Source organism: Curtobacterium sp. MCLR17_034, from assembly GCF_003234485.1.
GTDB lineage: Bacteria > Actinomycetota > Actinomycetes > Actinomycetales > Microbacteriaceae > Curtobacterium > Curtobacterium flaccumfaciens.
In genome coordinates, this window is sequence record NZ_QKTH01000002.1 from 249,886 (window position 1) to 271,503 (window position 21,618).

The following is a 21,618-nucleotide window of genomic DNA, read 5'->3' on the forward strand; positions in this document are numbered from 1 at the left end:
GACCGTAGAATCGGGGGGTACCGAACAAGTCTGCCATGTCACCGCGAAGGACTCCGCATGCCCAACCCGTACGCCGAAGCCGGAGTGGACACCGCTGCCGGTGACCTGGCCGTCGAACTGATGAAGTCCGCGGTCGCGGCCACCCACAACGCCTCGGTCCTCGGTGGCGTCGGTGGGTTCGCCGGGCTCTACGACGTCTCGTTCCTGAAGGACTTCTCACACCCGTTGCTCGCGACCTCGACCGACGGCGTCGGCACCAAGGTCGCCATCGCGCAGGCGATCGACAAGCACGACACCATCGGGCAGGACCTGGTCGGCATGGTCGTCGACGACATCGTCGTGGTGGGCGCGAAGCCGCTGTTCATGACCGACTACATCGCCTGCGGCCGAGTGGTGCCGGGCCGGATCGCCGACATCGTCGCCGGCATCGCCCGCGGCTGCTCGGAGACCGGCACCGCCCTGGTCGGCGGCGAGACCGCCGAGCACCCGGGGCTGCTCGGCCCGGACGACTACGACGTGGCCGGTGCGGCGACGGGTGTCGTCGAGGCCGACGCGCAGCTCGGCGCACACCTGGTGCAGGACGGCGACGTGGTCCTGGCGATCGAGTCGTCGGGGTTGCACTCCAACGGATACTCGCTCGTGCGGCACATCCTGGCGTCGCGGGGCGTCGGCTTCACGGACCAGCTGCCCGAACTGAGCGGCGTCGGGTTCGGCGGCGCGGTCTCCGTCGGCGAAGCCCTGCTCGAGCCGACCCGGCTGTACACCGCCCCGCTCCTGGCACTGCTCGAGCAGCACCCGGGCGCGGTGCACTCGCTCTCGCACGTGACCGGTGGTGGCATCGCCGCGAACCTGGCGCGTGTGCTGCCCGTCGGCTCCTGGGTCGAGGTCGACCGTTCCACCTGGCAGCCGCTCCCGGTGTTCCGGGTCCTGGCCGACATGGCCGGTACCCCGATCGAGGACACCGAGGGCACCTGGAACCTGGGCATCGGCATGTTCGCCGTCGTCTCGGCCGGGGCTGCCGCCGAGGTCATCGCCTCGCTCGGTGCCGCCGGCATGCCCACGTGGCCCGTCGGCACGATCGCCACGTCCGCACGGGACCTGACCGGGTTCGAGCAGGGCGCCAAGGGTGTCGACGGCGGCGCGGTCCGGCTCGTCGGGAGCTACGCGGGCTGACCCGTTGGGCGGCTGCGGGCAGGCGGCTCCGGCTCCGCCGCGCCGTGGTGCGCCGCGCCGTGGTGCGTGCGGTGAGTGGTCACGAACCGTCGTTCGGCTGGCCTGCAGCCGACGCTTCGTGACCGCTCGGCATCACTCCCGCGGGGAGTCGTGACCACTCGGGCGCGGAGCCGGGCGCGGGACTCGGGCAGCCTTTCCCGTACCGCCGGTGCTTCGTGTGCCGGGGACTCGCCATGGTGCCTGCGGTGAGTGGTCACGAACCGTCGTTTGGCGGGTCTGCAGCCGACGGGTTGTGGCCGCTCGGCGGCGTGCACGCGGTGAGCCAGGACCACTCCAGGCCGGGATCCGAGCGCGGCGACGGGTGTCCGGGCACGCGGAAACGCCGCGCTGCCCGAGGGCTGCGCGGCGTGACTGCGAGGGAGGTCAGGCGGACTTGTTCTGGTCTGCCTGGGTCTCGAACTCGTCTTCGTCTTCCGCCGGTTCCGGACCGTACTGGTCCGCCCAACGGTCGACGTAGTTCTCGTCGGAGTGTTGTCCGGCGGAGAGCTCCTGCTCGAGCGCACCGTAGTTCGTCTGCGGGCTGAAGTACTTCAGCTCACGGGCGACCTTGGTGTGCTTCGCCTTCTGACGGCCGCGCCCCATGCGTGACCCCCTCGTTCGGCTCTGGTCCGGTCCTGGCGAATGACGGAAGATCACTCGGGGAACCAGACGGTTCGTGGTTTGAAATCTGCCGATCACTCTACCATGTACCTCGATCTGGACGTCGCGCGACGGCTGGCCCGCACAGCAGAATCGAAGTGATGACGGAACCCCTCGAGACCCCGGTCGACCAGCACGCCCGAGTGGTGGTGATCGGTGCGGGGCAGGCGGGGCTCTCGGTGGGATACCACCTGCGCCGTCTCGGGCTCGTCCCCGGCAGCGACCTGGTGATCCTCGACCGCGCGCCGAGCACCGGTGGGGCGTGGCAGTTCCGGTGGGCGGCCCTGCGGCTCGGAGCAGCACACCGGGTGCACGACCTGCCCGGCATGCGCGCGATGGGCCTGGAGTTCGACGATGCCGACCGGTCGCGGCCCGCACGGGACGTCGTCGGCGAGTACTACCGGCGGTTCGAGCAGCACTACGACCTGCGCGTGCGGCGCCCGGTCACGGTGACGTCCGTCTCGCGCATCGGCGGCGGCGACGGCGTGGCGGGCCATGCCGCGACGGACGGTGGGCTGTGCGTCACGACCCGGAGCGCCGACGGCACCGTCACGCGCATCCGTGCCGACCTCGTGGTGAACGCATCCGGCACGTGGGGCACCCCCTTCGTGCCGTGGTACCCGGGGCGCGACGTGTTCCGCGGACGCCAGGTCGACACGACCGAGTACCGCAGCGCCTCCGAGTTCGCCCGCCAGGACGTCGTGGTGGTGGGCGGTGGGACGAGCGCGATCGGGTTCCTGCTCGAACTCGACGGCGTCGCCCGTTCGACGCGGTGGTTCACCCGGCGCCCGATGGTCTGGGCCGGGACGGCGTCGCTCGACGTCGAGTCCGCCGTGGCCGCCGTCGACGAACAGGACCGTGCTGCCCGCGCCGGCGAGGTCCTGCCGAGCATCGTCAGTGGCACCGGGGTCCCGGTGTCGCGACGGATCCGCGCCGGCATCGACCGCGGTGTGCTGCGCGACGAGCCGATGTTCACCCGGATGGACGAGACCGGGGTGGTGCGGGCAGACGGCACCCACGTGCACGCCGACGCGGTGATCTGGGCGACGGGGTTCCGCGCCGACCTGCGGCACCTCGCGCCACTGCACCTGCGGACCACGGCGGGCGGCGTGGTGGTCGAGGACGGCCGGTCGGCCGAGGAGCCGCGCTTGTTCCTGGCCGGCTACGGCCCCCAGGCATCGACCATCGGTGCGAACCGGGCTGGACGGCGCATCGCCCGCCAGGTCATGGACGCGCTGGCGGCCTGAACAGCTGCGCGGCCCCTCGCACCGTGCGAGGGGCCGCGCGAACGGTGCGAGGTTCCGTTCCCGGTGCGGGCCTCGTGAGCTCTCACCGGGAACGGAACCTCGCACCAGACGAAACCGGGACGCGCGCTCAGGCGGGCAGGGGCTCCTCGACGCCACGACGACGGCGCGACGACTTGAGCACCAGGGCGTCGAGCGAGAACCGCCCGGGCCCGGTCAGCGCCACGGCGAGGGACGCCACCGCGAGGACGAGCACGTACTCGAAGCCGCCGTCCTGCGAGTAGAAGCCCGCGGTGCCGTGGGCCAGGAACCCGGCGACGACCATGTCGACGGCCAGCAGCACGCCGACGACGCGGGTCGCGACGCCGAGCACGAGCAGGATGCCGCCGACGAGCTCGAGGCCGGCGACGAGGGGTGCTGCGACCTCGGCGAGGGGGACGCCCATGCCCGAGAAGCCCTGCACCACGTTGGGGATGCCCTGGGCGAACTTCTGGGCGCCGTGGGCGATGAACACCACCCCGAGGACGATGCGGAGCGCGGTCAGGCCGATGGAGGTCGATGTCGTTCGCATGGCCACGAAGGTAGCCGGTGACGCGTCATCGATCGTCCTCGAACAGGGGACTGACCGCGCTTCGCCAGAACATGTCCAGAGCATGCCCAGACAGCGGTCCGCCGAAGGGTGGACTGCTTCTCAGGAATCAGCGCCGCGGCCGGTCTGCTGCTGGAGGCGGTCGATGTGCTCCGACGCCTGCGCCTTGGTGAGGTCGGCGGGGAGCTCCTCGCCGGCTTCACGGGCCAGGGTGTCGAGGTAGCTGCGCTGCGGTCCGGTCATCGGCTCGTCGCCGGTGACCCACTGCTCGGGGTCCTTGCTCGCGTCGGTGGAGGGGTCGGGTCGGGGGCCGCCGAGGGTCTCGCCCTGGATCGGTGCGTCCGGGGTCTGCTGCTGGTCGCGGTCTGCGTCACTCATGTCCGCGACGGTACGCCGCACCCCCGTCACGACACGCAGCAGCGGCGTCCCCCGAAGCGGCTCAGCGGCTCAGCGGCCCAGCGCGCACGACGGCACGCATCCGCACCGAAGCGGCTCAGACCTCGGTCGCCGCGTACCGCACCAGGTCGGCCCCGACGGCACTCGTGGCGATCGGCACGACGCGGTCGTCCCGCCGGATCCAGATGGTCGCCGCACGCTCGTCGATCCGGTCGACCTCGTGCAGCTCGCCGTCGAGCAGCACCGACGCCGTGACCCGGACGTGCCCGCTTGCCGGACGTGGGGGCAGCCCCACCACGTCGTCGCCGTACGCCGGGTGCTCGCCGGGCTGCAGGAACGGGGACACCGGGGCGGTGACGACCTCGAGTCCCTCGTCGACCGCGGTCACCGCCACCAGGCGGACGGCCTGGTCGGTCGGCAGCGGCCCGTCGACGACGGGCGCGGCGGTGGGGCCGGCCAGTGCGCGGAAGGCGGGGCGACCGTCGGGGGCGAGGTGGGCCTCCAGGCCGTCGATCCGGACGCGACCGCGCCCACGGGAGTCGGCGTAGACGCCGGGCTCGATGCCGGACTGCCGCGCCTCAAGCCGGGTGAGGACGACGCGGTCCGGGCGGTACCAGTCGCGGAGCGCGGCCGGGTCCACCCAGCCGACGCTCGGGACGCCGCGGGAGAGCGCGGCGGACTCGTCGGCGGCGCGCTCGTCGCGCGCGCCGAGGGGGTGCTCGCCGCGCACGGCGACGAGTCCTTCGAGCGGGCTGCCGGCCGGCGGTTCGTGGTCGAGCACCTCGACGCGCTTCGAGACCTTGCCGCCGTGTCCGTCGAACGTGGCGAACGTCCGCAGGTCACTGATGGTCATGGGGCCACATGCTACGACTCGTCGGCTCCCCCTCGCGGCGGGGAGGGCACGAGTGCGTGGATCTCGCCCGTGCAGAGCGCGGGGTCGACGCCCTCGGCGGGGCCGGCCGGACGGGTCGCGCGGCGCGGCTGGATGCTGTTGCGCTCGGCGGAGCGGAGCAGGCGGTCCGAAGCCGAAGCCGAGGCCGCGGCCTCGGCCGACGAACCGGGCTGCGCGGGGCGGCGGAGCGGGGGTCGCACGGGCTCGCCGCGGCGCTCCTGGCCGGGCAGCGGGCGGGAACGGCGGCCGTAGAGCAGCTCGGACGAGTCGAGCAGCCACGGCACCAGCGCCACGGTGACGCCGTGCACGAGCAGCAGCTTCTTGCGGATGCGGCGGCCGCGGTGGTTGTGGAGCAGGCCCTCCCACCAGTGCCCGACGATGAAGATCGGGGTGTAGACGGTGACGACCTCGGAGCCGTGCTCGTTCCGGTGCGCCTTGATGTACTTGATCAGGGGCATCGAGATGTCGCGGTACGGGCTCGGCACGATCGTCAGGGGCACCTGGATGCCGTACTCCGCCCACTGGTCGCGCAGGCGCTGGGACTCGGTGTCGTCGATCGCGACGTGCACCGCCTCGATGCTCGCGTGCTCGGCGGCGACCGCGTAGTCGAGCGCCTTGAGCACGGGCTTCTGCAGCTTGTTCACCAGGACGATCGCGTGGTCGCCGGTGGCGCCGAACTTCGTCTCGACGTCGGCCTCGATCTCGTGCGAGACGTCGCGGTAGTAGCGGTTCACGCCGAGCATGAGCACGTACAGCACCGGCATGATCAGGAAGACCAGCCAGGCGCCGTGGGTGAACTTCGTGATCGTGACGATGACGAGCACCACGAGGGTGAAGGTGGCGCCGATCGCGTTGATCGTGCGGGAGCGGACGACCTGCCCGCGGTTCACGGGTGGCTCGCCGTCTGCGGCGGGCGCCCCGTCCCGGTCTCGATCGGCCCGGAGCAGTCGTGTCCAGTGCACGACCATGCCCGTCTGTCCGAGCGTGAACGACACGAAGACACCGATGATGTAGAGCTGGATGAGGCTCGTGACGTTCGCCCGGTAGACCACGAGCAGCGCCGCGGCGACGAGGGCCAGGACGATGACGCCGTTCGAGTAGATGAGCCGGTCGCCGCGGGTCGAGAGCGCCTTCGGGGCGTAGGAGTCGCGCGCCAGGATCGAGCCGAGCAGCGGGAACCCGTTGAAGGCCGTGTTCGCCGCGAGGAGCAGGACCGCCGCCGTGGTCGCCTGGATCACGAAGAACAGCACCGAGTTGTTGCCGAACGTCGCGGCCGCGATCTGCGCGATGAGCGAGCGCTGCGGCGTGGTCGCACAGTTCGCGAAGCCCTGCAGGTCGCAGGCCCGCTCGGCGTAGTGCACGTGCGACACGAGCGCCAGGGTGATGAGCCCGATGAAGAGGACGATCGCGATGCCGCCCATCGCGACCAGGGTGGCCTGCGCGTTCTTGATCTTCGGCCGGCGGAACGCCTGCACGCCGTTCGCGATGGCCTCCACGCCGGTCAGCGCCGAGCAGCCCGAGGCGAACGCGCGGAGGAGCAGCAGGATGAACGCCGCCTGCGTGGTGTGCTCGACGTTCTGCACGGTGTACGCCGCGGACTCGGCGACCGGGGCGTTGCCGGCGGCGACCCGGACGAGCCCGGTGACGACCATCACGAAGACGCTCGCCACGAACAGGTAGGTCGGGATCGCGAAGGCCTTGCTCGACTCCCGCACCCCCCGCAGGTTCGCGGCGGCGAGCAGCACGACGAACAGCAGGGCGAGCTCGACGCGGAAGTGGTCGAGCATCGGGAGCGCCGAGATGATGTTGTCGACACCGGAGGCGACCGACACGGCCACCGTCATCACGTAGTCGACGAGCAGTGCACTCGCGACGACCAGCCCGGCCTTCTCACCGAGGTTCCGGTGCGCCACCTCGTAGTCGCCACCACCCGACGGGTACGCCTTGATGAGCTGCCGGTACGAGGCGACGACGACCACGAGCAGCAGCACGACGAGTGCGGCGACCCACGGCGCGAACGTCAGGAAGGCCATGCCGCCGAGCAGCAGGATCATCAGGAGTTCCTGCGGCGCGTACGCGACAGAGGACAGCGGGTCACTCGCGAAGATCGGCAGGGCCAGGTGCTTCGGGAGGAGCTGTCCTTCGAGCTTCTCAGAGGGGAGGGGATCCCCGATCAGTCGTGCTTTCAACGACCGGATCTCGTTCGTCACGAGCGGCAAACCTACTCAGTTCCGGGCGCGAGTCAACACGGTTCGCCTGCCACACATTCCCGGTCGGCTGCGGGCGCGCCACCCTGGGTGTCGCGCACCCCTTGCGGTTGACGCAGCGTCAAGCATTACAGTCGCCAGCATGAGCGCATCGACAGGCCCGGGTGACGCAGCTGCGAAAGCTCCCCACGCCATCACCGAGGTGGCGCGTTCCGCCGGTGTCTCGAGTCGGACCCTTCGGCACTACGAGGCCGTCGGACTGCTGCCGGCCACCGCCGTCGGCGCGGGTGGGCTGCGGCGCTACGACGACCGTGCGCTCGTCCGGCTGCAGCGCATCCTGCTGCTGCGCGGGCTCGGACTCGGGCTGCCGGAGATCGCGCGACGGCTCGACGACGAGGGTGAGGACGTCGCGGCGCTTACGGCACACCTGACGTGGCTCGAGCACGAGCGGGACCGGCTGGCCCGGCAGCTGGCCGCGGTCCGCACCACCGTGGCGCGCGTCGAGCACGGGGAGGACCTGACGGCAGGCGAGGCGTTCGCCGGCTTCCCGCCGACGCGACTGCCGGCTGCCGATCCGCCGGGTGCGGGGCGCTGAGGAACCAGGTTCCGGACACCACACCGCGCATCTGCACGGTGCTGTGTCCGGAACCTGGTTCCGGGGGTGACGTCGGTCGCGACACGGTGCGGACGACGGCCGGGAGGCCCTGGTCGCCACCGCCTGTCGGCCGCGGGCCGTCAGAGCGACTTGCGCAGGGCCTCCAGGCCGTCACGCAGACGCGTCACGGTGTCCGCACCGAGCGTGCCGCGGGTTGCTCGACGGCGCAGGTCCGCACGCACCTGCTGCCGGAACGACGACAGGGCCATCTCGAGCTCGCGCAGGGCGCGGGCGCTGTCCGACGGGACGGACACGGGCTCCTCGGCGGAACCCGTCGCCGGGCTCTCGGCGGCTGCGGCCAGGTCGGCACGGAGCGAGCGCATGGCCTCGCCGACCGAGGCGCGCACGCCGTCGGCCAACGACTTCACCGAGTCGCTGACGCCGGACTCGACCGTGGCGATCTCGTCGGCACGTGCCGCGAGCTCGGCACGGCCGGCGTCCGTGATCGCGTAGACGGTCTTGCGGCCGTCGGCGGTCTTCGTGACCAGGCCGTCGTCCTCGAGCTTGGCGAGCCGGGGGTAGACGGTGCCGGCACTCGGCACGTAGGTGCCGCCGAAGCGGTCGCCGAGCGCCTGGATGAGCTCGTAGCCGTGCATGGGGTGGTCGGCCAGCAGGACGAGCAGGTAGAGGCGCAGGTGGCCGTGGGCGAAGACGGGGCTCATTCGGGCACCTCGCTCTCGTTCGTCGGGGTGGTCGGTGTGGTCGGCGGCGTGGTCGTCGTCGTCGGGGGTGTCGGCTCGGCGACCGGCGGGGCGTGCAGCACCGCGATGTCGCCGGAGACGGAGTTCACCCGCAGGTCGAGCCACTGGCCGGACAGTTCGCCGCCCTGCTTGACGTACGAACCGCGCACCCCGCGGATCTCGGCGTCGTCGAACTGCAGCTTGCCGGTCGCGGTGTTCACCGTGCACTTGTAGGCGACGCCGTCCGCAAGGCGGACGCTCACCGACCCGGACACCGTGTTGACGCGGGCGGACTCGGGGACCCCGTGCAGGTCGAGCACGACGTCGGCCGAGACGCCGTCGGCCTGGAACCGCGGGATCTCGCCGGTGGCCACGACGTCGCCGGAGACGGTGTGCACCGCGAGCGCGCCGTCGAGGTCGCGGATCGTGGTGGCGCCCGAGACGGCGTTGACCGTGACGTCACCCGCGACGCCGTCGACGACCAGGTCGCCGGACACCGTGTTGAGGGTGGCTCCGCGGTTCGTACCGGACAGCAGCGCACCGGCCGAGACGACACCGAGCGTGATGCCGGCGTCGCGGGGGACCAGGATGCTCACGTCGGCGTGGGCCTTGCCGCGGAAGGACTTCAGGAACCCGATGGGGTCGTCCCACCGGACCTGGGGGTGGTCGACGGTGAGGGTGTCGCCGTCGACCTCGATGAGCATCTGCTTGCCGGACACGCTGTGGATCTCGACCCGGGCCGTGGGTTCGTCGTGCGCGACGACGTCCACCTGCCCGCCGACGAGGCCGACACGCACGGTGCGCACGATGCCGGTGTCGATGACCTTGGGCTCGTCGACGAGCCACTTCTCCTGCGCCATGTTGCCTCCTGGAACTCGCGATGTATCGCGTCTGTGGAGGTCACGCTATATCGCGTTGCACCGAGCCGCAAGGGGCCGCACGCGATCGCCGGGTGATCGTGAGCAGGAACGGTCGGGTGGGGGCCGTGGACCCGACCGTTCCTGCTCACGAAGCGGGCGTGGCGGGGGTGGGGCGGGCCTCCAGTGTGGGTGTGGCGACGTTCGCTGCGGGCGCCGCCGTGCGCTCGGGGCTCCACGGGAACCGGCGGAAGTGCGGCATGAGCGGTTGGACCATCGGGCCGATCGCGAACGCCGCGATGACGGTGCCGGCACCGACGTCCCCGCCGAGGATCCACCCGACGATCACCACGGTGACCTCGACCAGGGTCCGGGCGAGCCAGATCGGCCAGCCGAGCCGCTGGTGCAGGCCCACCATCAGGCCGTCTCGCGCGCCCGTGCCGAACCCCGCACCGATGTAGAACGCCGTCGCGACCGCGAGCAGCACGAGTCCCGCGACGAACAGCCCGATCCGGGCGACGATCCCCGACGGCTCCGGCACCAGCCAGAGCACCAGGTCGGCACTCGGACCGATCGCCAGGGCGTTCAGCAGCGTCCCGATGCCCGGCTTCTGGCGGAGCGGGATCCACAGCAGCAGGATGACGCCGCTCGACACCACCGTGATGACGCCGAACGACCACGGCACGACGTTCTCGAGCCCCTGGGTCAACACGGTCCACGAGCTCACGCCGACCACCGCGCGGACCTGCAGTGCGGTCGAGGCGCCGTAGAGGAACAGTCCGACGAAGAGCTGGACGAAGCGCAGGGTGAGAGCGGTGCGACGGGGCATGTGGCCATCGTCCCGACAGATTGGCCTGCTCGTCGAGAGCCAATCGCGCTACCGTGGACCCGTGCCCCCTGTCCTGATCAGTGCCCGCGCCGCTTCCCACCTGCTGACCGACTGGCGCGCCGGGACCGACGCCCCGGCCTACGAGGCGCTCGCCGACGCCCTCCGGGTCCTCGTCATCGACGGACGGGTCGCCCAGGGCGTCCGGCTGCCGGCCGAGCGCGGACTGGCCGCAGCCCTCGGCGTCTCGCGCACCACCGTCGCGAACGCGTACGCCCGCCTGCGCTCCGACGGGTTCCTGGTGTCCGTCCGTGGCTCCGGCAGCGTGGTCCACCTGCCCCGTGACCTGGTCGGGCGGCCCGACCCCGAACGCCTGGGCGGAGTCGTCGAGGGGGACCTGCTCGACCTGCGCAAGGCGGCCCTGCACGCCGCCCCCGGCATCGACGAGGCGGTCGAGCGGGCGGTCCGGCACGTGCCCGCGGCGCTCGCCGGGATCGGCTACGACACCGTCGGCGACCCCGGCCTGCGCGCCGCGATCGCCGCGCGATACACCGAGCGCGGACTGCCGACGGAGCCCGCCCAGGTCATCGTCACCCTCGGCGCGCAGCACGCGATCGCCCTGCTCGCGCGCGTGCTCGTCCGCCGTGGCGACGCCGTGCTCGTCGAGTCCCCGACCTACCCGCACGCGCACGAGGCCTTCCGCGAGGCCGGCGGCCGCCTGGTCGGCGTCCCCGTCGACGCGCGGACGGGGTGGGACGCCGCCGCGCTCGAGACGACGCTGCGTCGCACCGCGCCCTCCGTCGCGTACGTCATGCCCGAGCTCCACAACCCGACCGGTGCGACCATGTCCGCGTCGACCCGCCGGCTCCTGCTGTCGGTCGCGTCCTCGGTCGGCACGGTCGTGATCGCCGACGAGACGATGGGGGAGCTCCGGATCGACGGGGAGCCGTCGCCGCCGTTGGCGGCGGCGGACCCGTCGGGGTTGTCGGTCGTGATGATCGGTTCCGCCGCCAAGGTCTTCTGGGGCGGCCTGCGGATCGGCTGGATCCGTGCCGACCCGGCGCTGCTGCAGCGGCTGCTGCTCGCCCGCCCCACGGGCGACCTCGGCACCCCCGTGCTCGACCAGCTGGTCGTGCGCGAGCTGGTCCCGCGCACGGCGGCCTTCCTGGAGGCGCGACGTGCGTCCCTGCGCGAAGGTCGCGACGCGGTCGTGGGGGCGCTCCGGGCGCGGCTCCCGGAGTGGGACGTCCCGGCGCCGGCGGGCGGGTTGACGACGTGGGTGGGGCTCGGACGACCGGTGTCGAGTGCGCTCGTGCTCGCCGCGCGGGCCGAGGGTGTGGTGCTGGCCTCGGGCGGGGTGTTCGGGCCGGACGGCGGGTTCGAGCGGTTCCTGCGGGTGCCGTTCACGATGGCCCCGGCGGACCGGGGGCGGTTGGTGGACGTGCTGTCACGGTCGTGGGAGCGGGTGGGCGGCGAGACGAGCGGCGTGCGGGGGTCGTTGGCGGCGGTGGTCTGAGCGGTGCGTCGTCCGGGGCTCGGTGTCTTGCGGGGCTCGGGGTCGTCCGCCGGGGCTCGGCGTCATCCTCTGGGGTGAGGTCGGGTCGGGGGTTCTCGCTCCTCGGGGTGATGCGGCTCCGGCGGGGTCCGGCGAGGCTGGTGCCATGAACGCGACCCTGTCCGCCGGAACCCGTTCCGCTGTGCCGACGCCCGTCGAGCCGCCCGCGGCGGTCCCCGCCGTGGTGCGGGTCACCATCGCGCTCAGCGGGGCGTTCCTGGCGGGCGTCCTGACCTCGTTCGGGCAGGCCGTGCCCGCACTCGCCTCCGTGTCGAACTCGGCCGGGCCGTGGTTCCTCGTCGCCGCGCTGCTGTGCCTGGTCGCCGGAGCACGAGGGGGCCGGGTCGCCCTGCCGCTGGCGATGGTGCTCGGCGTCGTGCTCCTCGAGCTCATGCACGTCGGGTACTGGGCCACGACGGTCCTGCGCGGGTTCCCCGACGTGCTGTCGATCACGAACCCCTGGGTGCTGCTCGGGGTGCCGGCCGGGCTGCTGGCCGGAGCGGTCGCCGTGGCGGTGCGGTCCCGCGACGCCCGGTGGCGCGCGGGGGCGTTCGGTGTGACGGCCGCGGTGCTCGTCGGCGAGGGGATCCGCGGGCTGCTGCAGGTCGCCGCGACGACGGGACACGTCACCTGGGCCGTCGAGATCATCGTCGGCGTGGTGCTGCTCGGCATCGGGGTCCTCGGCACCCGCTCACCCGTCGGGCGCGTGGTGGCGCTCGGCACCGGGGTGGTCGGCACGGTGGCGGTGCTCGGGGCGTACCTGGTGCTCGGCGGGTTCTGATCCTGCAGTCCTGATCCGACGGCGGGTCCTCGCCGCTCCGTCCTGATCCGACGGCGGGTTCTGGCTGCCAGCCGAACGTTCGTCGGTCGGTCCTGCGAGGATCGATGACGTGCACCTCCTCTCGGTCTTCAGCCTGCGCAACCGGGCCCTCATCGCGCTCGTCACGATCGTGGTCGCGGTCTTCGGCGGCATCGCGCTCTCGAGCCTCAAGCAGGAGCTGATCCCCAGCGTCGAGTTCCCGCAGGTCGCGATCGTCAGCGCCTACCCCGGAGCCACGCCAGAGGTCGTGTCGAACGACGTCTCGACCAAGATCGAACAGGCGATCCAGGTCGTCCCGGACCTCGAGTCGACCAGTGCGACCTCGTCGACCGGGCAGAGCGTGGTGTCGGCGTCGTTCCAGTACGGATCGAACCTGGCCAGCGCCGAGGACAAGATCCAGACCGCGGTGAACGCGCTGTCGCTGCCCGACTCGGTGCAGACGCAGATCGTCACCGGGTCCTTCGACGACCTGCCGGTGCTGCAGGTCGCGGTCTCGGCGTCCGGCAACCAGGAACAGCTCGTCGACCGGCTGCAGGCCTCGGCGATCCCCGACCTCGAGAAGCTCGACGGTGTGCGGCAGGCGGACGTCTTCGGCAACCCGGGTCGTCGCGTCGTCATCACGCCGGACCAGGACGAGCTCGCCGCCCGCGGCCTCAGCCAGACGGCGATCTCGGACGCGCTCGACGACAACGGCACCCTGATCCCCGGCGGCACGATCACCGAGGACGGCTCGACCCTGTCGGTGCAGACGGGCGAGCGGATCGCTTCGCTCAAGGACATCCGCGCGCTGCCGCTGACGAGCTCGTCGAGTTCGGACGGGTCCGGGTCCGGGTCCGGGTCGGGTGCCGCCGGCGCAGACGGGACGGCCTCGTCCGGTGACGGCACGGCTGCGGGTGCGACCGGCACGGGGGCAACCGGCGCCGGTGCGACCGGGACCGGCACGGGCGCGACCGGCACGGGTGCGACCGGCACCGCTCCCACGGGTGACGCCGCGACGGGCGGGTCGACGACCGCGGCCACGCCGACGGACACCACCCTGGGCGACGTCGCGAAGGTCGCCATCACCGAGTCGCCGCGCACCTCGATCAGCCGCGTGGACGGGCAGCAGGCGCTGACGATCTCGATCACGAAGACGCAGGAAGCCAACACCGTCGACGTCTCGAACACCGTCCGCGACGCCCTGCCTGGCATCGAGGACAAGATCGAGGGCGACCCCCGCTTCACCGTCGTCTTCGACCAGGCGCCCTACATCCAGCAGTCCATCGACTCCTTGGCCGAAGAGGGCCTGCTCGGGCTCGCCTTCGCGGTGCTCGTCATCCTGGTGTTCCTGCTGTCGTGGCGCTCCACGCTCGTCACCGCGATCTCGATCCCGACGTCGGTGCTCCTCGCGGCGATCGGCATGCGCGCCGCCGGGTACACGCTCAACATCATCACGCTGGCGGCCCTGACGATCGCGATCGGCCGCGTGGTCGACGACTCCATCGTCGTCATCGAGAACATCAAGCGGCACATGCTCCCCGGCGTCGACCGCGGCCAGGCCGTGCGGGACGCCGTTCGCGAGGTCGCCGGAGCGGTCACCGCCTCGACCCTGACCACCGTCGCGGTGTTCCTGCCGGTCGCCTTCGTCGCAGAACTCGTGGGGGAGCTGTTCCGACCGTTCGCCGTGACGGTCACCCTGGCGCTCGTCGCGTCGCTGTTCGTCTCGCTCACCATCGTGCCGGTGCTGGCGTACTGGTGGCTGCGCCCGCCGAAGGCGAAGCCGGGCGACGCGACGGCGGCAGCGGAAGCGCCCACGGACGCGGAAGCGGCACCGTCGGCGATCGATGCCGAGCGCGGGCACGAAGGCGACCGCTCGGAGGGTGCGCTCGCCTCCGCCGCGGACCTGCACGACGCCGGCCGGGTCGACCGCCTGCGACGCGTCTACCTGCCGGTGCTCCGGTGGGTCGTCCGCAAGCCGGTCGTCGTCATCCTGCTCGCCGTGATCGTGCTCGGCGGAACGGTCGCCACGCTGCCGTTCGTCACCACGAACTACCTCGGCGACTCGGGGCAGAACACGTTCACGGTCACGCAGGACCTGAAGGCCGGTTCGAGCCTCGCCGTCCAGTCCGAGTCCGCACGCAAGGTCGAGCGGGCACTGCAGGACGTCGACGGCGTCGAGACCGTGCAGACCACCATCGGCACGAGCGGCCAGTCGATCCAGGCGGCGTTCGGCGGGGGCGGCAGCGCCTCGGTGCAGTACGCCGTCACGACCGACGCCGAGGCCGACCAGCCCACGATCCAGGCCGACGCGCGGAAGTCGATCGGGAAGATCAAGGACGTCGGCGAGGTCACCATCGCGTCCTCCGGCGGCGGGTTCGGCGGCAGCAGCGACATCGAGGTCGACGTGACCGCGCCGACCCAGTCGCAGCTCGAGACGGCGTCGCGCCAGGTGCTGCAGACCATGCAGTCGGTCCCGGACACCACGGGCGCCACGAGCAACCTGTCCGCGGCAGAACCGTTCCTCGCCGTCCGGGTCGACCGCCAGGAGGCAGCGTCACTCGGCCTCACCGAGACCCAGGTGGGTGGCCTCGTCGCCGCCGCGGTCTCGCCGCGGGACACCGGCAGCATCGAGATCGACGACGCGACGCTCGACGTCTACATCGCCGACCCGGAGCCGCCGACCACCATCGCCGCGCTCCGTGCCCTCGACGTGCCGACGAGCACCGGAACGGTCCCGCTGTCCGACGTCGCCACGGTCGAGGAGTCCGAGGGCCCCACCACCGTCACCACGACGAACGCGGCCCGCACCGCCACGATCACCGTGACGCCGGACGCCACGAACCTCGGTGCGGCCGTGCAGTCCGTCACGACCGCCGTCGACGAGCTCGACCTGCCGAAGGGTGCGACCGCCTCGATCGGTGGCGTCGCCGCCAGCCAGTCGTCGGCGTTCTCGCAGCTCGGGCTCGCGGTGCTGGTCGCCGTGCTGATCGTCTACGTGATCATGGTCGCGACGTTCCGGAGCCTGCTCCAGCCGCTGCTGCTGCTCGTGTCGGTGCCGTTCGCGGCGACGGGCGCGATCCTGCTGCAGATCGCGTCGGGCGTCCCGATCGGTGTCGCGTCGCTGATCGGTCTGCTCATGCTCGTCGGCATCGTCGTGACGAACGCGATCGTGCTCATCGACCTCGTCAACCAGTACCGACGGCGCGGGTTGCGGGTGCGCGAGGCGTTGATCGAGGGCGCCACACGACGCCTCCGTCCGATCCTGATGACGGCGATGGCGACGATCTTCGCGCTGCTGCCGATGGCGATCGGGCTGACCGGCAAGTCCGGCTTCATCTCGCAGCCGCTGGCACTGGTCGTGATCGGTGGCCTGGTGTCCTCGACGCTGCTGACGCTCGTGGTGCTGCCGGCGCTGTACTTCGTGGTCGAGCGGGCTCGCGAGCGCAACGACGACCGGATCGCCGCGGGCAAGACCCGGAAGCAGGCGCGCGCTGAGCGACGCCAGGAACGCGTGGAACTCCGGCAGGAACGACAGCGGCGACGAGCGGCGCGTTCCGGCAGCGCTGCCTAGCGGCGGTACTCGGCGTCGATCGCCGCGAGGGGCGAGACGACGACGCGCTCGGTCCGCTCCTCGCGCTCGACGGCCCGGAACCACGACACGAGCACGAGGGTCAGCGTCACGAGGAACACCACGGCGGCGACCTGCGACACGACGGCCAGCTGTCCGGTGACCGAGGCGTACCCGCCGAACGACACCGCGGCGACGAACGACAGCCCGAGCAGCAGCTCCCCGAACGTCTGCAGCGCAGGGCGGTCCCAGCGGGTCGCAGCGGCGCGGGCAGGGCGGGTCGAGGTGTCGGTCACCCCCGAAGTCTGCGGCCAGGGGGTCGGCAGCGGCAGTCCCGACTCCGGGTGGCACCCACCCGGGGCACGCGGTCGGACGCCCTGCGCGGTCGGCCGGTCGGCCGGCGCGGTCAGCCCAGCTGCGTCCGCAGGAACGTGACCACGCGGCGGCTCATCGCCTCGTCGAGCTGGGCGATCGAGTGCGCCGTGCCCTCGACCGCCACGAACGTCACCGGGACGTCGTGGGACCGGAGCGTCGCGGCGAACTCCTGCGACTCCCACATCGGGATGAACTCGTCGGTGGAGTGCCCGATGAAGAACGGCGCGGTGTCCGAAGTGACGTGGAACTCGGGCGACGCCCGCGTGGCCGCCGGACACCTGGCGTACGACCGGCACCCGAGGTAGAGCAGCTGCTTGCGCTGGAAGGCCGCGGACACCCCGTCGGGCTCGGTGGACCGGGTGGTCAGGTTCGTCGGCCCGCTGAGGTCGACCACGGCACGGATCCGGTCGCCGTCGGCGTACGCGGCGGAGTCGTGGTCGGTGACGGCGAGCATCGCGGCGAGGTTGCCGCCGGCGCTCCCGCCGAACACGCCCACACGCTGGGAGTCGACGTCGTAGGTCTCGAGCGTCGCGGGACGGAACACGTAGTCGAGCGCACGGCGGACGTCGTCGAGCCCGGCCGGGAACGGATCCGTCGGGGCCAGGCGGTAGTCGACGTTGAACGTCACGAAGCCCTCGGACGCCAGGTACTTGCACACGGACCGGTACGCGGCCGTCGCCTTGTCGCCGTGCGACCAGCTGCCGCCGTGGATCATCAGGACCGCCGGGCGTCCGGTGGTGGCCTCGACCGCTTCGGCATCGGGGTCGGCGGTGGCCGAGGCTGACGGCGTCGCAGTGGGCGTCGCCGTCGTCGCGGGGTCGCTGTCGGCGGGCAGGCACACGTCGAGGCGCTGCAGCGGGTCGGTGCCGTAGGGCACGTCGGCCACCACGTCGATGCCGTGGTACCGCAGCGACAGCGGGTAGATGACGCTGTCCGCGGTCACGGTGGCGTTCTCGTCGCCGACCGGGTCCGTGCTGCAGGACGCCATCGCGCCGAGCGCCACGACCGCGGCGACGAGCGCGAGCACTGAGCGGCGGCCGGACTTCATCACGTCCACGCTAGCCGCCCCGGCGACCGCCCACGTCACCCGAGCGGAGGACGGCAGTGCGAGGATGAGCACGGCAGCCGCCGACCGGAGCACCGCAGGAGGACACGTGAGCAATCGCAAGGCCTGGAACGCCGATCCCGAACCACTGCTCCGCGTCGAACCCGGGTTCCGCCTCGACCAGGTGGACCCGGACGGCACCCCGGGCTTCCCCGGCCGAAAGATCGACGGCCTCGAGGCCCTCGCCGCCGGCGCCTCGCGTCTCGCCGCCCTGCAGGAGCGCCTGTACGCGGCGTCGACCGCCGGTGACGAGCGCCGGGTGCTGCTCGTGCTGCAGGCGATGGACACCGCGGGCAAGGGCGGCATCGTCTCGCACGTCGTCGGTGCGGTCGACCCGAACGGCGTGCACTACGCCGGCTTCAAGGCCCCGACGGCCGAGGAGCGCGAGCACGACTTCCTCTGGCGCATCGAGAAGCAGCTGCCGGCAGCCGGGCAGCTCGGCGTGTTCGACCGCTCGCACTACGAGGACGTGCTCGCCCAGCGGGTCCGCGGGCTCGCCGCGCCGGACGAGATCGAACGCCGGTACGGCGCGATCACCGCCTTCGAGGACGGCCTCGCCGCCGCCGGCACGACCATCGTCAAGGTGATGCTGCACATCTCGAAGGACGAGCAGCGCGAGCGTCTCGGCGACCGGCTCGACCGCCCCGACAAGCACTGGAAGTTCAACCCGGGCGACATCGACGACCGCCTGCTCTGGGACCGCTACCAGCAGGCGTACCAGATCGCCCTCGACCGCACGTCGACCCCCCAGGCGCCCTGGTACGTCGTCCCTGCGAACCGCAAGTGGTACGCCCGCCTCGCCGTGCAGCAGCTCCTGCTCCGGGCGCTGGAGGACATGCACCTGTCGTGGCCGAAGGCGGACTTCGACGTCGCCGAGCAGCGTCGGCGGCTCGCGGAGTCCTGAGCGCGCGACCCCCGACATGGAGGCCCGTCCCGCGCCCGGCACGCCGCCACCGGACCGCGTGGGGCTGGCGTCAGGGCACCGGCTCGCGTAGACTCGCTCGGTCGGCCTTCGACGTCGTGACATTGTGATCACGGAAATTCTGCTGGGTGTGTGTTGCTCGAGGGCTGGAATCACGTCGACTCGCGACGGGATGAACCCCCTCTCCGCAAGCAGCCCCCGCCGATGTCGCTGTCGGGCGCTGCGGTACGTTGCGCACCCGAGAAAGCAGCCATGGCCCCGTACAACAAGGGCGGCGCGGACAACCGCGCCTCCGACCGCGTCCGCCACCCGAACGGCACCCCCGCCGCCCGCAGCAGCAAGCACCGCGGGTTCCGCGCCGCCGACTCGTCGCAGCCGCGCCAGAAGCAGCGCTGGGACGCCGAGGAGCGTCGCGGTCGCGCGTCGCAGGGCGAGCGTCCGGCCCGTCCGAACTGGGAGCCGCGTGACAGTGGCGGCCAGCGTCGACCCGACCGCGACGACCGTGGTGGTCGCGGCTTCAACCGTGACGACCGTGCCCCGCGTCGCTTCGATCGTGACGACCGTGCGCCCCGTCGTGACAACGACGACCGTCCCCGTCGTTCGTTCGACCGCGATGACCGCGCTCCGCGGTCGTTCAACCGTGACGACCGTGCCCCCCGTCGCGACAACGACGACCGTCCCCGTCGCTTCGACCGCGACGACCGTGCACCGCGCAGCTTCAACCGTGACGACCGTGCGCCCCGTCGCGACAACGACGACCGTCCGCGTCGCTTCGACCGCGACGACCGCGCCCCGCGCAGCTTCAACCGTGATGACCGTGCCCCGCGTCGTGACAACGACGACCGTCCCCGTCGCTCGTTCGACCGTGACGACCGTGCGCCCCGTCGTGACAACGACGACCGTCCCCGTCGCAGCTTCGACCGTGATGACCGCGCTCCGCGCAAGTTCGACCGCGACGACCGCGCTCCTCGTTCGTTCAACCGCGACGACCGTGCGCCCCGTCGTGACAACGACGACCGTCCCCGTCGCAGCTTCGACCGTGACGACCGCGCCCCGCGCAAGTTCGACCGCGACGACCGCGCCCCGCGGAAGTTCGACCGCGACGACCGCAGCGACCGCACCCCGCGCCGCTCGTTCGACGAGCCCGAGCGCGGCAAGTTCGTGCCCGCCGACGACGTCAAGCTCGAGAAGCTGCAGGCCGAGGCCACCATCGCGGCCGACGTCGAGGGCGTGACCTTCGGCGACCTGGGCATCGGCGGCAACATCTCCCGCGCCCTGCAGGAGCTCGGCGCCTCGAGCCCGTTCCCGATCCAGGCGGCGACGATCCCCGACGTGCTCGCCGGCAAGGACGTCCTCGGCCGTGGCCGCACCGGCTCCGGCAAGACCATCGCCTTCGGCGCGCCCCTGGTCGAGAAGCTCATGGAGCACGGCGGCGGCACCAAGCGCAAGATGGGCCGCGCCCCGCGTGCGCTCATCCTCGCGCCGACCCGTGAGCTCGCCCTGCAGATCGACCGCACGGTGCAGCCGATCGCCCGCTCGGTCGGCCTGTTCACGACGCAGATCTACGGCGGCGTCCCCTACGGCCGTCAGGAGGGCGCGCTGGAGCGCGGCGTCGACATCATCGTCGGCACCCCCGGTCGTGTGCAGGACCTCATGAACAAGGGGAAGCTCGACCTCAGCGAGGTCATCATCTCCGTGCTCGACGAGGCCGACCACATGTGCGACCTCGGGTTCCTCGAGCCGGTGCAGGAGATCCTCTCCGCCACGGCCGAGGTCACCCCGCAGGGCAACCGCGCGCAGAAGCTGCTGTTCAGCGCGACGCTCGACACCCAGGTCGCGGCGCTCGTCGAGCAGTTCCTGCACGAGCCGAGCGTGCACGAGGTCGCGGGTGAGGACCAGGCGTCCTCGACCATCGACCACCGTGTCCTCGTGGTCGAGCAGCGCGAGAAGGACCGTCTCCTCGAGGAACTGGTCGCCGGCGACGGCAAGACGATCGTCTTCGCCCGGACCCGCGCCTACGCCGAGCGCCTGGCCGACCAGTTCGAGGACGCCGGCATCCGCGCGACCTCGCTCCACGGTGACCTGAACCAGTCGCGCCGCACGCGCAACCTGCAGCTGCTCACCAGCGGCCGGGTGAACGTGCTCGTCGCCACCGACGTCGCCGCCCGCGGCATCCACGTCGACGACGTCTCGCTCGTCGTGCAGGCCGACGCCCCGGACGACTACAAGGCGTACATGCACCGCTCCGGCCGCACGGGTCGTGCCGGCAAGGAGGGCACGGTCGTGACGATCGTCCCGCGTGGCCGCATCCGCAAGATCGAGGGCATCCTCGAGCGCGCCGAGATCGAGGCGGACCTGGTGCAGGCCGCACCCGGTGACGGCATCGTGTCGGAGCTCGCCGCGCGCTAGTCGCGACCACACGACGGACGGGAGGCCCGGTACCAGCTGGTACCGGGCCTCCCGTCCGTCGTCGAGTGAGCAGAAGACGTCGGGTCGCCGCGGCAGACTCGTCGTCTTCTGCTCACCGGACGCGCGACCGCGCGCGTCTCCGCGCTCAGCGGTTGAAGAACAGCAGCCCGCGTACGAAGCCCGCCTGTCCGGCGTGCTGCGTGCAGTCGTCCAGGATGCTCACGAGTCGCGCGCCGGCCGTGACGGGCGGGTCCCACGCGTCGTCGACGACGGGGTCGAGGTCGTCCGGGCCGAGCGTGCCGAGGTACGCGACGGTGCGCTCGTGCACGGCGCGCAGGTACCCGGTGAGCAGCTCGGCGGAGGCCCGCACCCGACCGACGTCGTCGCGGGACATGCCGTAGCCGAGCGCCTCGGCCGGGAACGGCAGCCCGAACCGGTCGTACCAGCCGTCCGCCGTCCAGACCTGTTCGGAGCCGGCGAGGTCGGCGATCTGCACGTCCTGGCCGCGGGCGATGTGCCACGCGAGCCACGCGAGGGTGTTCGCCCCGGCGGCCGGTCGTGCCGCGAGCTGGTCTTCGGAGAGCCCGTCGACGGCCCGCTCGACCGTCTCGGGGACGCGGGAGAACGCTTCGGTGAGGAGTTCAGAGGGGGTCATGGCGCTCACGCT

At 72.1% G+C, this 21,618-nt stretch carries 19 protein-coding genes; 8 read left to right on the forward strand and 11 right to left on the reverse strand.

The window, feature by feature from the left end:
- The first annotated feature begins 57 nt into the window (after positions 1–57).
- The gene (purM, locus tag DEI98_RS03695; protein ID WP_110858852.1) at positions 58–1,173 is read left to right on the forward strand and encodes a phosphoribosylformylglycinamidine cyclo-ligase; all 1,116 of its coding nucleotides are present in this window, start codon (positions 58–60) and stop codon (positions 1,171–1,173) included.
- 423 nt (positions 1,174–1,596) lie between these two features.
- Here the strand turns inward: purM and DEI98_RS03700 are convergent, their stop codons facing one another.
- On the reverse strand, positions 1,597–1,815 hold the full coding sequence (locus DEI98_RS03700) for a DUF3073 domain-containing protein (RefSeq protein ID WP_017886249.1): 219 nt from the start codon (positions 1,813–1,815) through the stop codon (positions 1,597–1,599).
- Positions 1,816–1,973: 158 nt separating this feature from the next.
- Here DEI98_RS03700 and DEI98_RS03705 point away from each other — a divergent pair, with 158 nt between their 5' ends.
- A complete protein-coding gene (locus tag DEI98_RS03705) occupies positions 1,974–3,119 on the forward strand; it encodes an NAD(P)-binding domain-containing protein (RefSeq protein ID WP_111099940.1) in 1,146 nt (381 codons plus the stop codon).
- Between the two features lie 127 nt (positions 3,120–3,246).
- Here DEI98_RS03705 and DEI98_RS03710 read toward each other — a convergent pair whose 3' ends face one another.
- From DEI98_RS03710 to DEI98_RS03725, 4 genes are all read right to left on the reverse strand, one after another.
- Positions 3,247–3,687, reverse strand: coding sequence for a DoxX family protein (locus tag DEI98_RS03710; RefSeq protein WP_027465040.1), 441 nt, complete (start codon positions 3,685–3,687; stop codon positions 3,247–3,249).
- A 120-nt stretch (positions 3,688–3,807) separates the two neighbouring features.
- Entirely contained in the window at positions 3,808–4,083 is a 276-nt protein-coding gene (locus DEI98_RS03715) for a DUF3072 domain-containing protein (protein ID WP_017886246.1), read from the reverse strand.
- A gap of 115 nt (positions 4,084–4,198) precedes the next feature.
- A complete protein-coding gene (locus tag DEI98_RS03720; protein ID WP_111099941.1) occupies positions 4,199–4,954 on the reverse strand; it encodes a hypothetical protein in 756 nt (251 codons plus the stop codon).
- A gap of 11 nt (positions 4,955–4,965) precedes the next feature.
- Positions 4,966–7,212 carry an APC family permease gene (locus DEI98_RS03725; protein WP_111099942.1) on the reverse strand — a complete coding sequence of 749 codons (2,247 nt, stop codon included), beginning with the start codon at positions 7,210–7,212 and terminating at the stop codon, positions 4,966–4,968.
- 130 nt (positions 7,213–7,342) lie between these two features.
- On the opposite strand from DEI98_RS03725, the gene DEI98_RS03730 reads away from it, so the two are divergent.
- Positions 7,343–7,795: a MerR family transcriptional regulator gene (locus tag DEI98_RS03730; protein WP_111099943.1), complete on the forward strand. Its 453-nt coding sequence runs from the start codon at positions 7,343–7,345 to the stop codon at positions 7,793–7,795.
- Between the two features lie 140 nt (positions 7,796–7,935).
- On the opposite strand, the gene DEI98_RS03735 is transcribed toward DEI98_RS03730, so the two are convergent.
- From DEI98_RS03735 to DEI98_RS03745, 3 genes are all read right to left on the reverse strand, one after another.
- Positions 7,936–8,517 carry a PadR family transcriptional regulator gene (locus DEI98_RS03735; protein WP_071405831.1) on the reverse strand — a complete coding sequence of 194 codons (582 nt, stop codon included), beginning with the start codon at positions 8,515–8,517 and terminating at the stop codon, positions 7,936–7,938.
- Positions 8,514–9,395, reverse strand: coding sequence for a DUF4097 family beta strand repeat-containing protein (locus DEI98_RS03740; protein WP_111099944.1), 882 nt, complete (start codon positions 9,393–9,395; stop codon positions 8,514–8,516). Before DEI98_RS03740 ends, DEI98_RS03735 begins: the two co-directional genes overlap by 4 nt.
- Positions 9,396–9,540: 145 nt before the next feature.
- Positions 9,541–10,221: a YitT family protein gene (locus DEI98_RS03745; RefSeq protein WP_111099945.1), complete on the reverse strand. Its 681-nt coding sequence runs from the start codon at positions 10,219–10,221 to the stop codon at positions 9,541–9,543.
- A 61-nt stretch (positions 10,222–10,282) separates the two neighbouring features.
- On the opposite strand from DEI98_RS03745, the gene DEI98_RS03750 reads away from it, so the two are divergent.
- The 3 genes from DEI98_RS03750 to DEI98_RS03760 all read left to right on the forward strand — a co-directional run bounded on the left by DEI98_RS03750 (position 10,283) and on the right by DEI98_RS03760 (position 16,143).
- On the forward strand, positions 10,283–11,734 hold the full coding sequence (locus DEI98_RS03750; RefSeq protein ID WP_258370732.1) for a PLP-dependent aminotransferase family protein: 1,452 nt from the start codon (positions 10,283–10,285) through the stop codon (positions 11,732–11,734).
- A 145-nt stretch (positions 11,735–11,879) separates the two neighbouring features.
- Positions 11,880–12,554 carry a DUF6518 family protein gene (locus DEI98_RS03755; RefSeq protein ID WP_111099946.1) on the forward strand — a complete coding sequence of 225 codons (675 nt, stop codon included), beginning with the start codon at positions 11,880–11,882 and terminating at the stop codon, positions 12,552–12,554.
- Between the two features lie 109 nt (positions 12,555–12,663).
- Positions 12,664–16,143 (forward strand): efflux RND transporter permease subunit, encoded by a 3,480-nt coding sequence (locus DEI98_RS03760; RefSeq protein ID WP_111099947.1) that lies wholly within the window; start codon positions 12,664–12,666, stop codon positions 16,141–16,143.
- Here DEI98_RS03760 and DEI98_RS03765 read toward each other — a convergent pair.
- Together DEI98_RS03765 and DEI98_RS03770 are read right to left on the reverse strand one after the other, a co-directional pair.
- Positions 16,140–16,436, reverse strand: a complete 297-nt coding sequence (locus DEI98_RS03765; RefSeq protein WP_111024960.1) for a hypothetical protein — start codon at positions 16,434–16,436, stop codon at positions 16,140–16,142. The genes DEI98_RS03760 and DEI98_RS03765 overlap by 4 nt on opposite strands.
- Before the next feature lie 110 nt (positions 16,437–16,546).
- Complete coding sequence (locus DEI98_RS03770; protein ID WP_111091869.1) at positions 16,547–17,563, reverse strand: alpha/beta hydrolase; 1,017 nt, start codon at positions 17,561–17,563, stop codon at positions 16,547–16,549.
- A 106-nt stretch (positions 17,564–17,669) separates the two neighbouring features.
- Between DEI98_RS03770 and DEI98_RS03775 the strand changes: the two genes are divergently transcribed.
- Together DEI98_RS03775 and DEI98_RS03780 are read left to right on the forward strand one after the other, a co-directional pair.
- Complete coding sequence (locus tag DEI98_RS03775) at positions 17,670–18,524, forward strand: polyphosphate kinase 2 family protein (protein WP_181433175.1); 855 nt, start codon at positions 17,670–17,672, stop codon at positions 18,522–18,524.
- Between the two features lie 270 nt (positions 18,525–18,794).
- Entirely contained in the window at positions 18,795–20,951 is a 2,157-nt protein-coding gene (locus tag DEI98_RS03780; protein WP_111099948.1) for a DEAD/DEAH box helicase, read from the forward strand.
- 145 nt (positions 20,952–21,096) lie between these two features.
- On the opposite strand, the gene DEI98_RS03785 is transcribed toward DEI98_RS03780, so the two are convergent.
- A complete protein-coding gene (locus DEI98_RS03785; protein ID WP_071406037.1) occupies positions 21,097–21,606 on the reverse strand; it encodes a DinB family protein in 510 nt (169 codons plus the stop codon).
- Positions 21,607–21,618 lie beyond the last annotated feature (12 nt).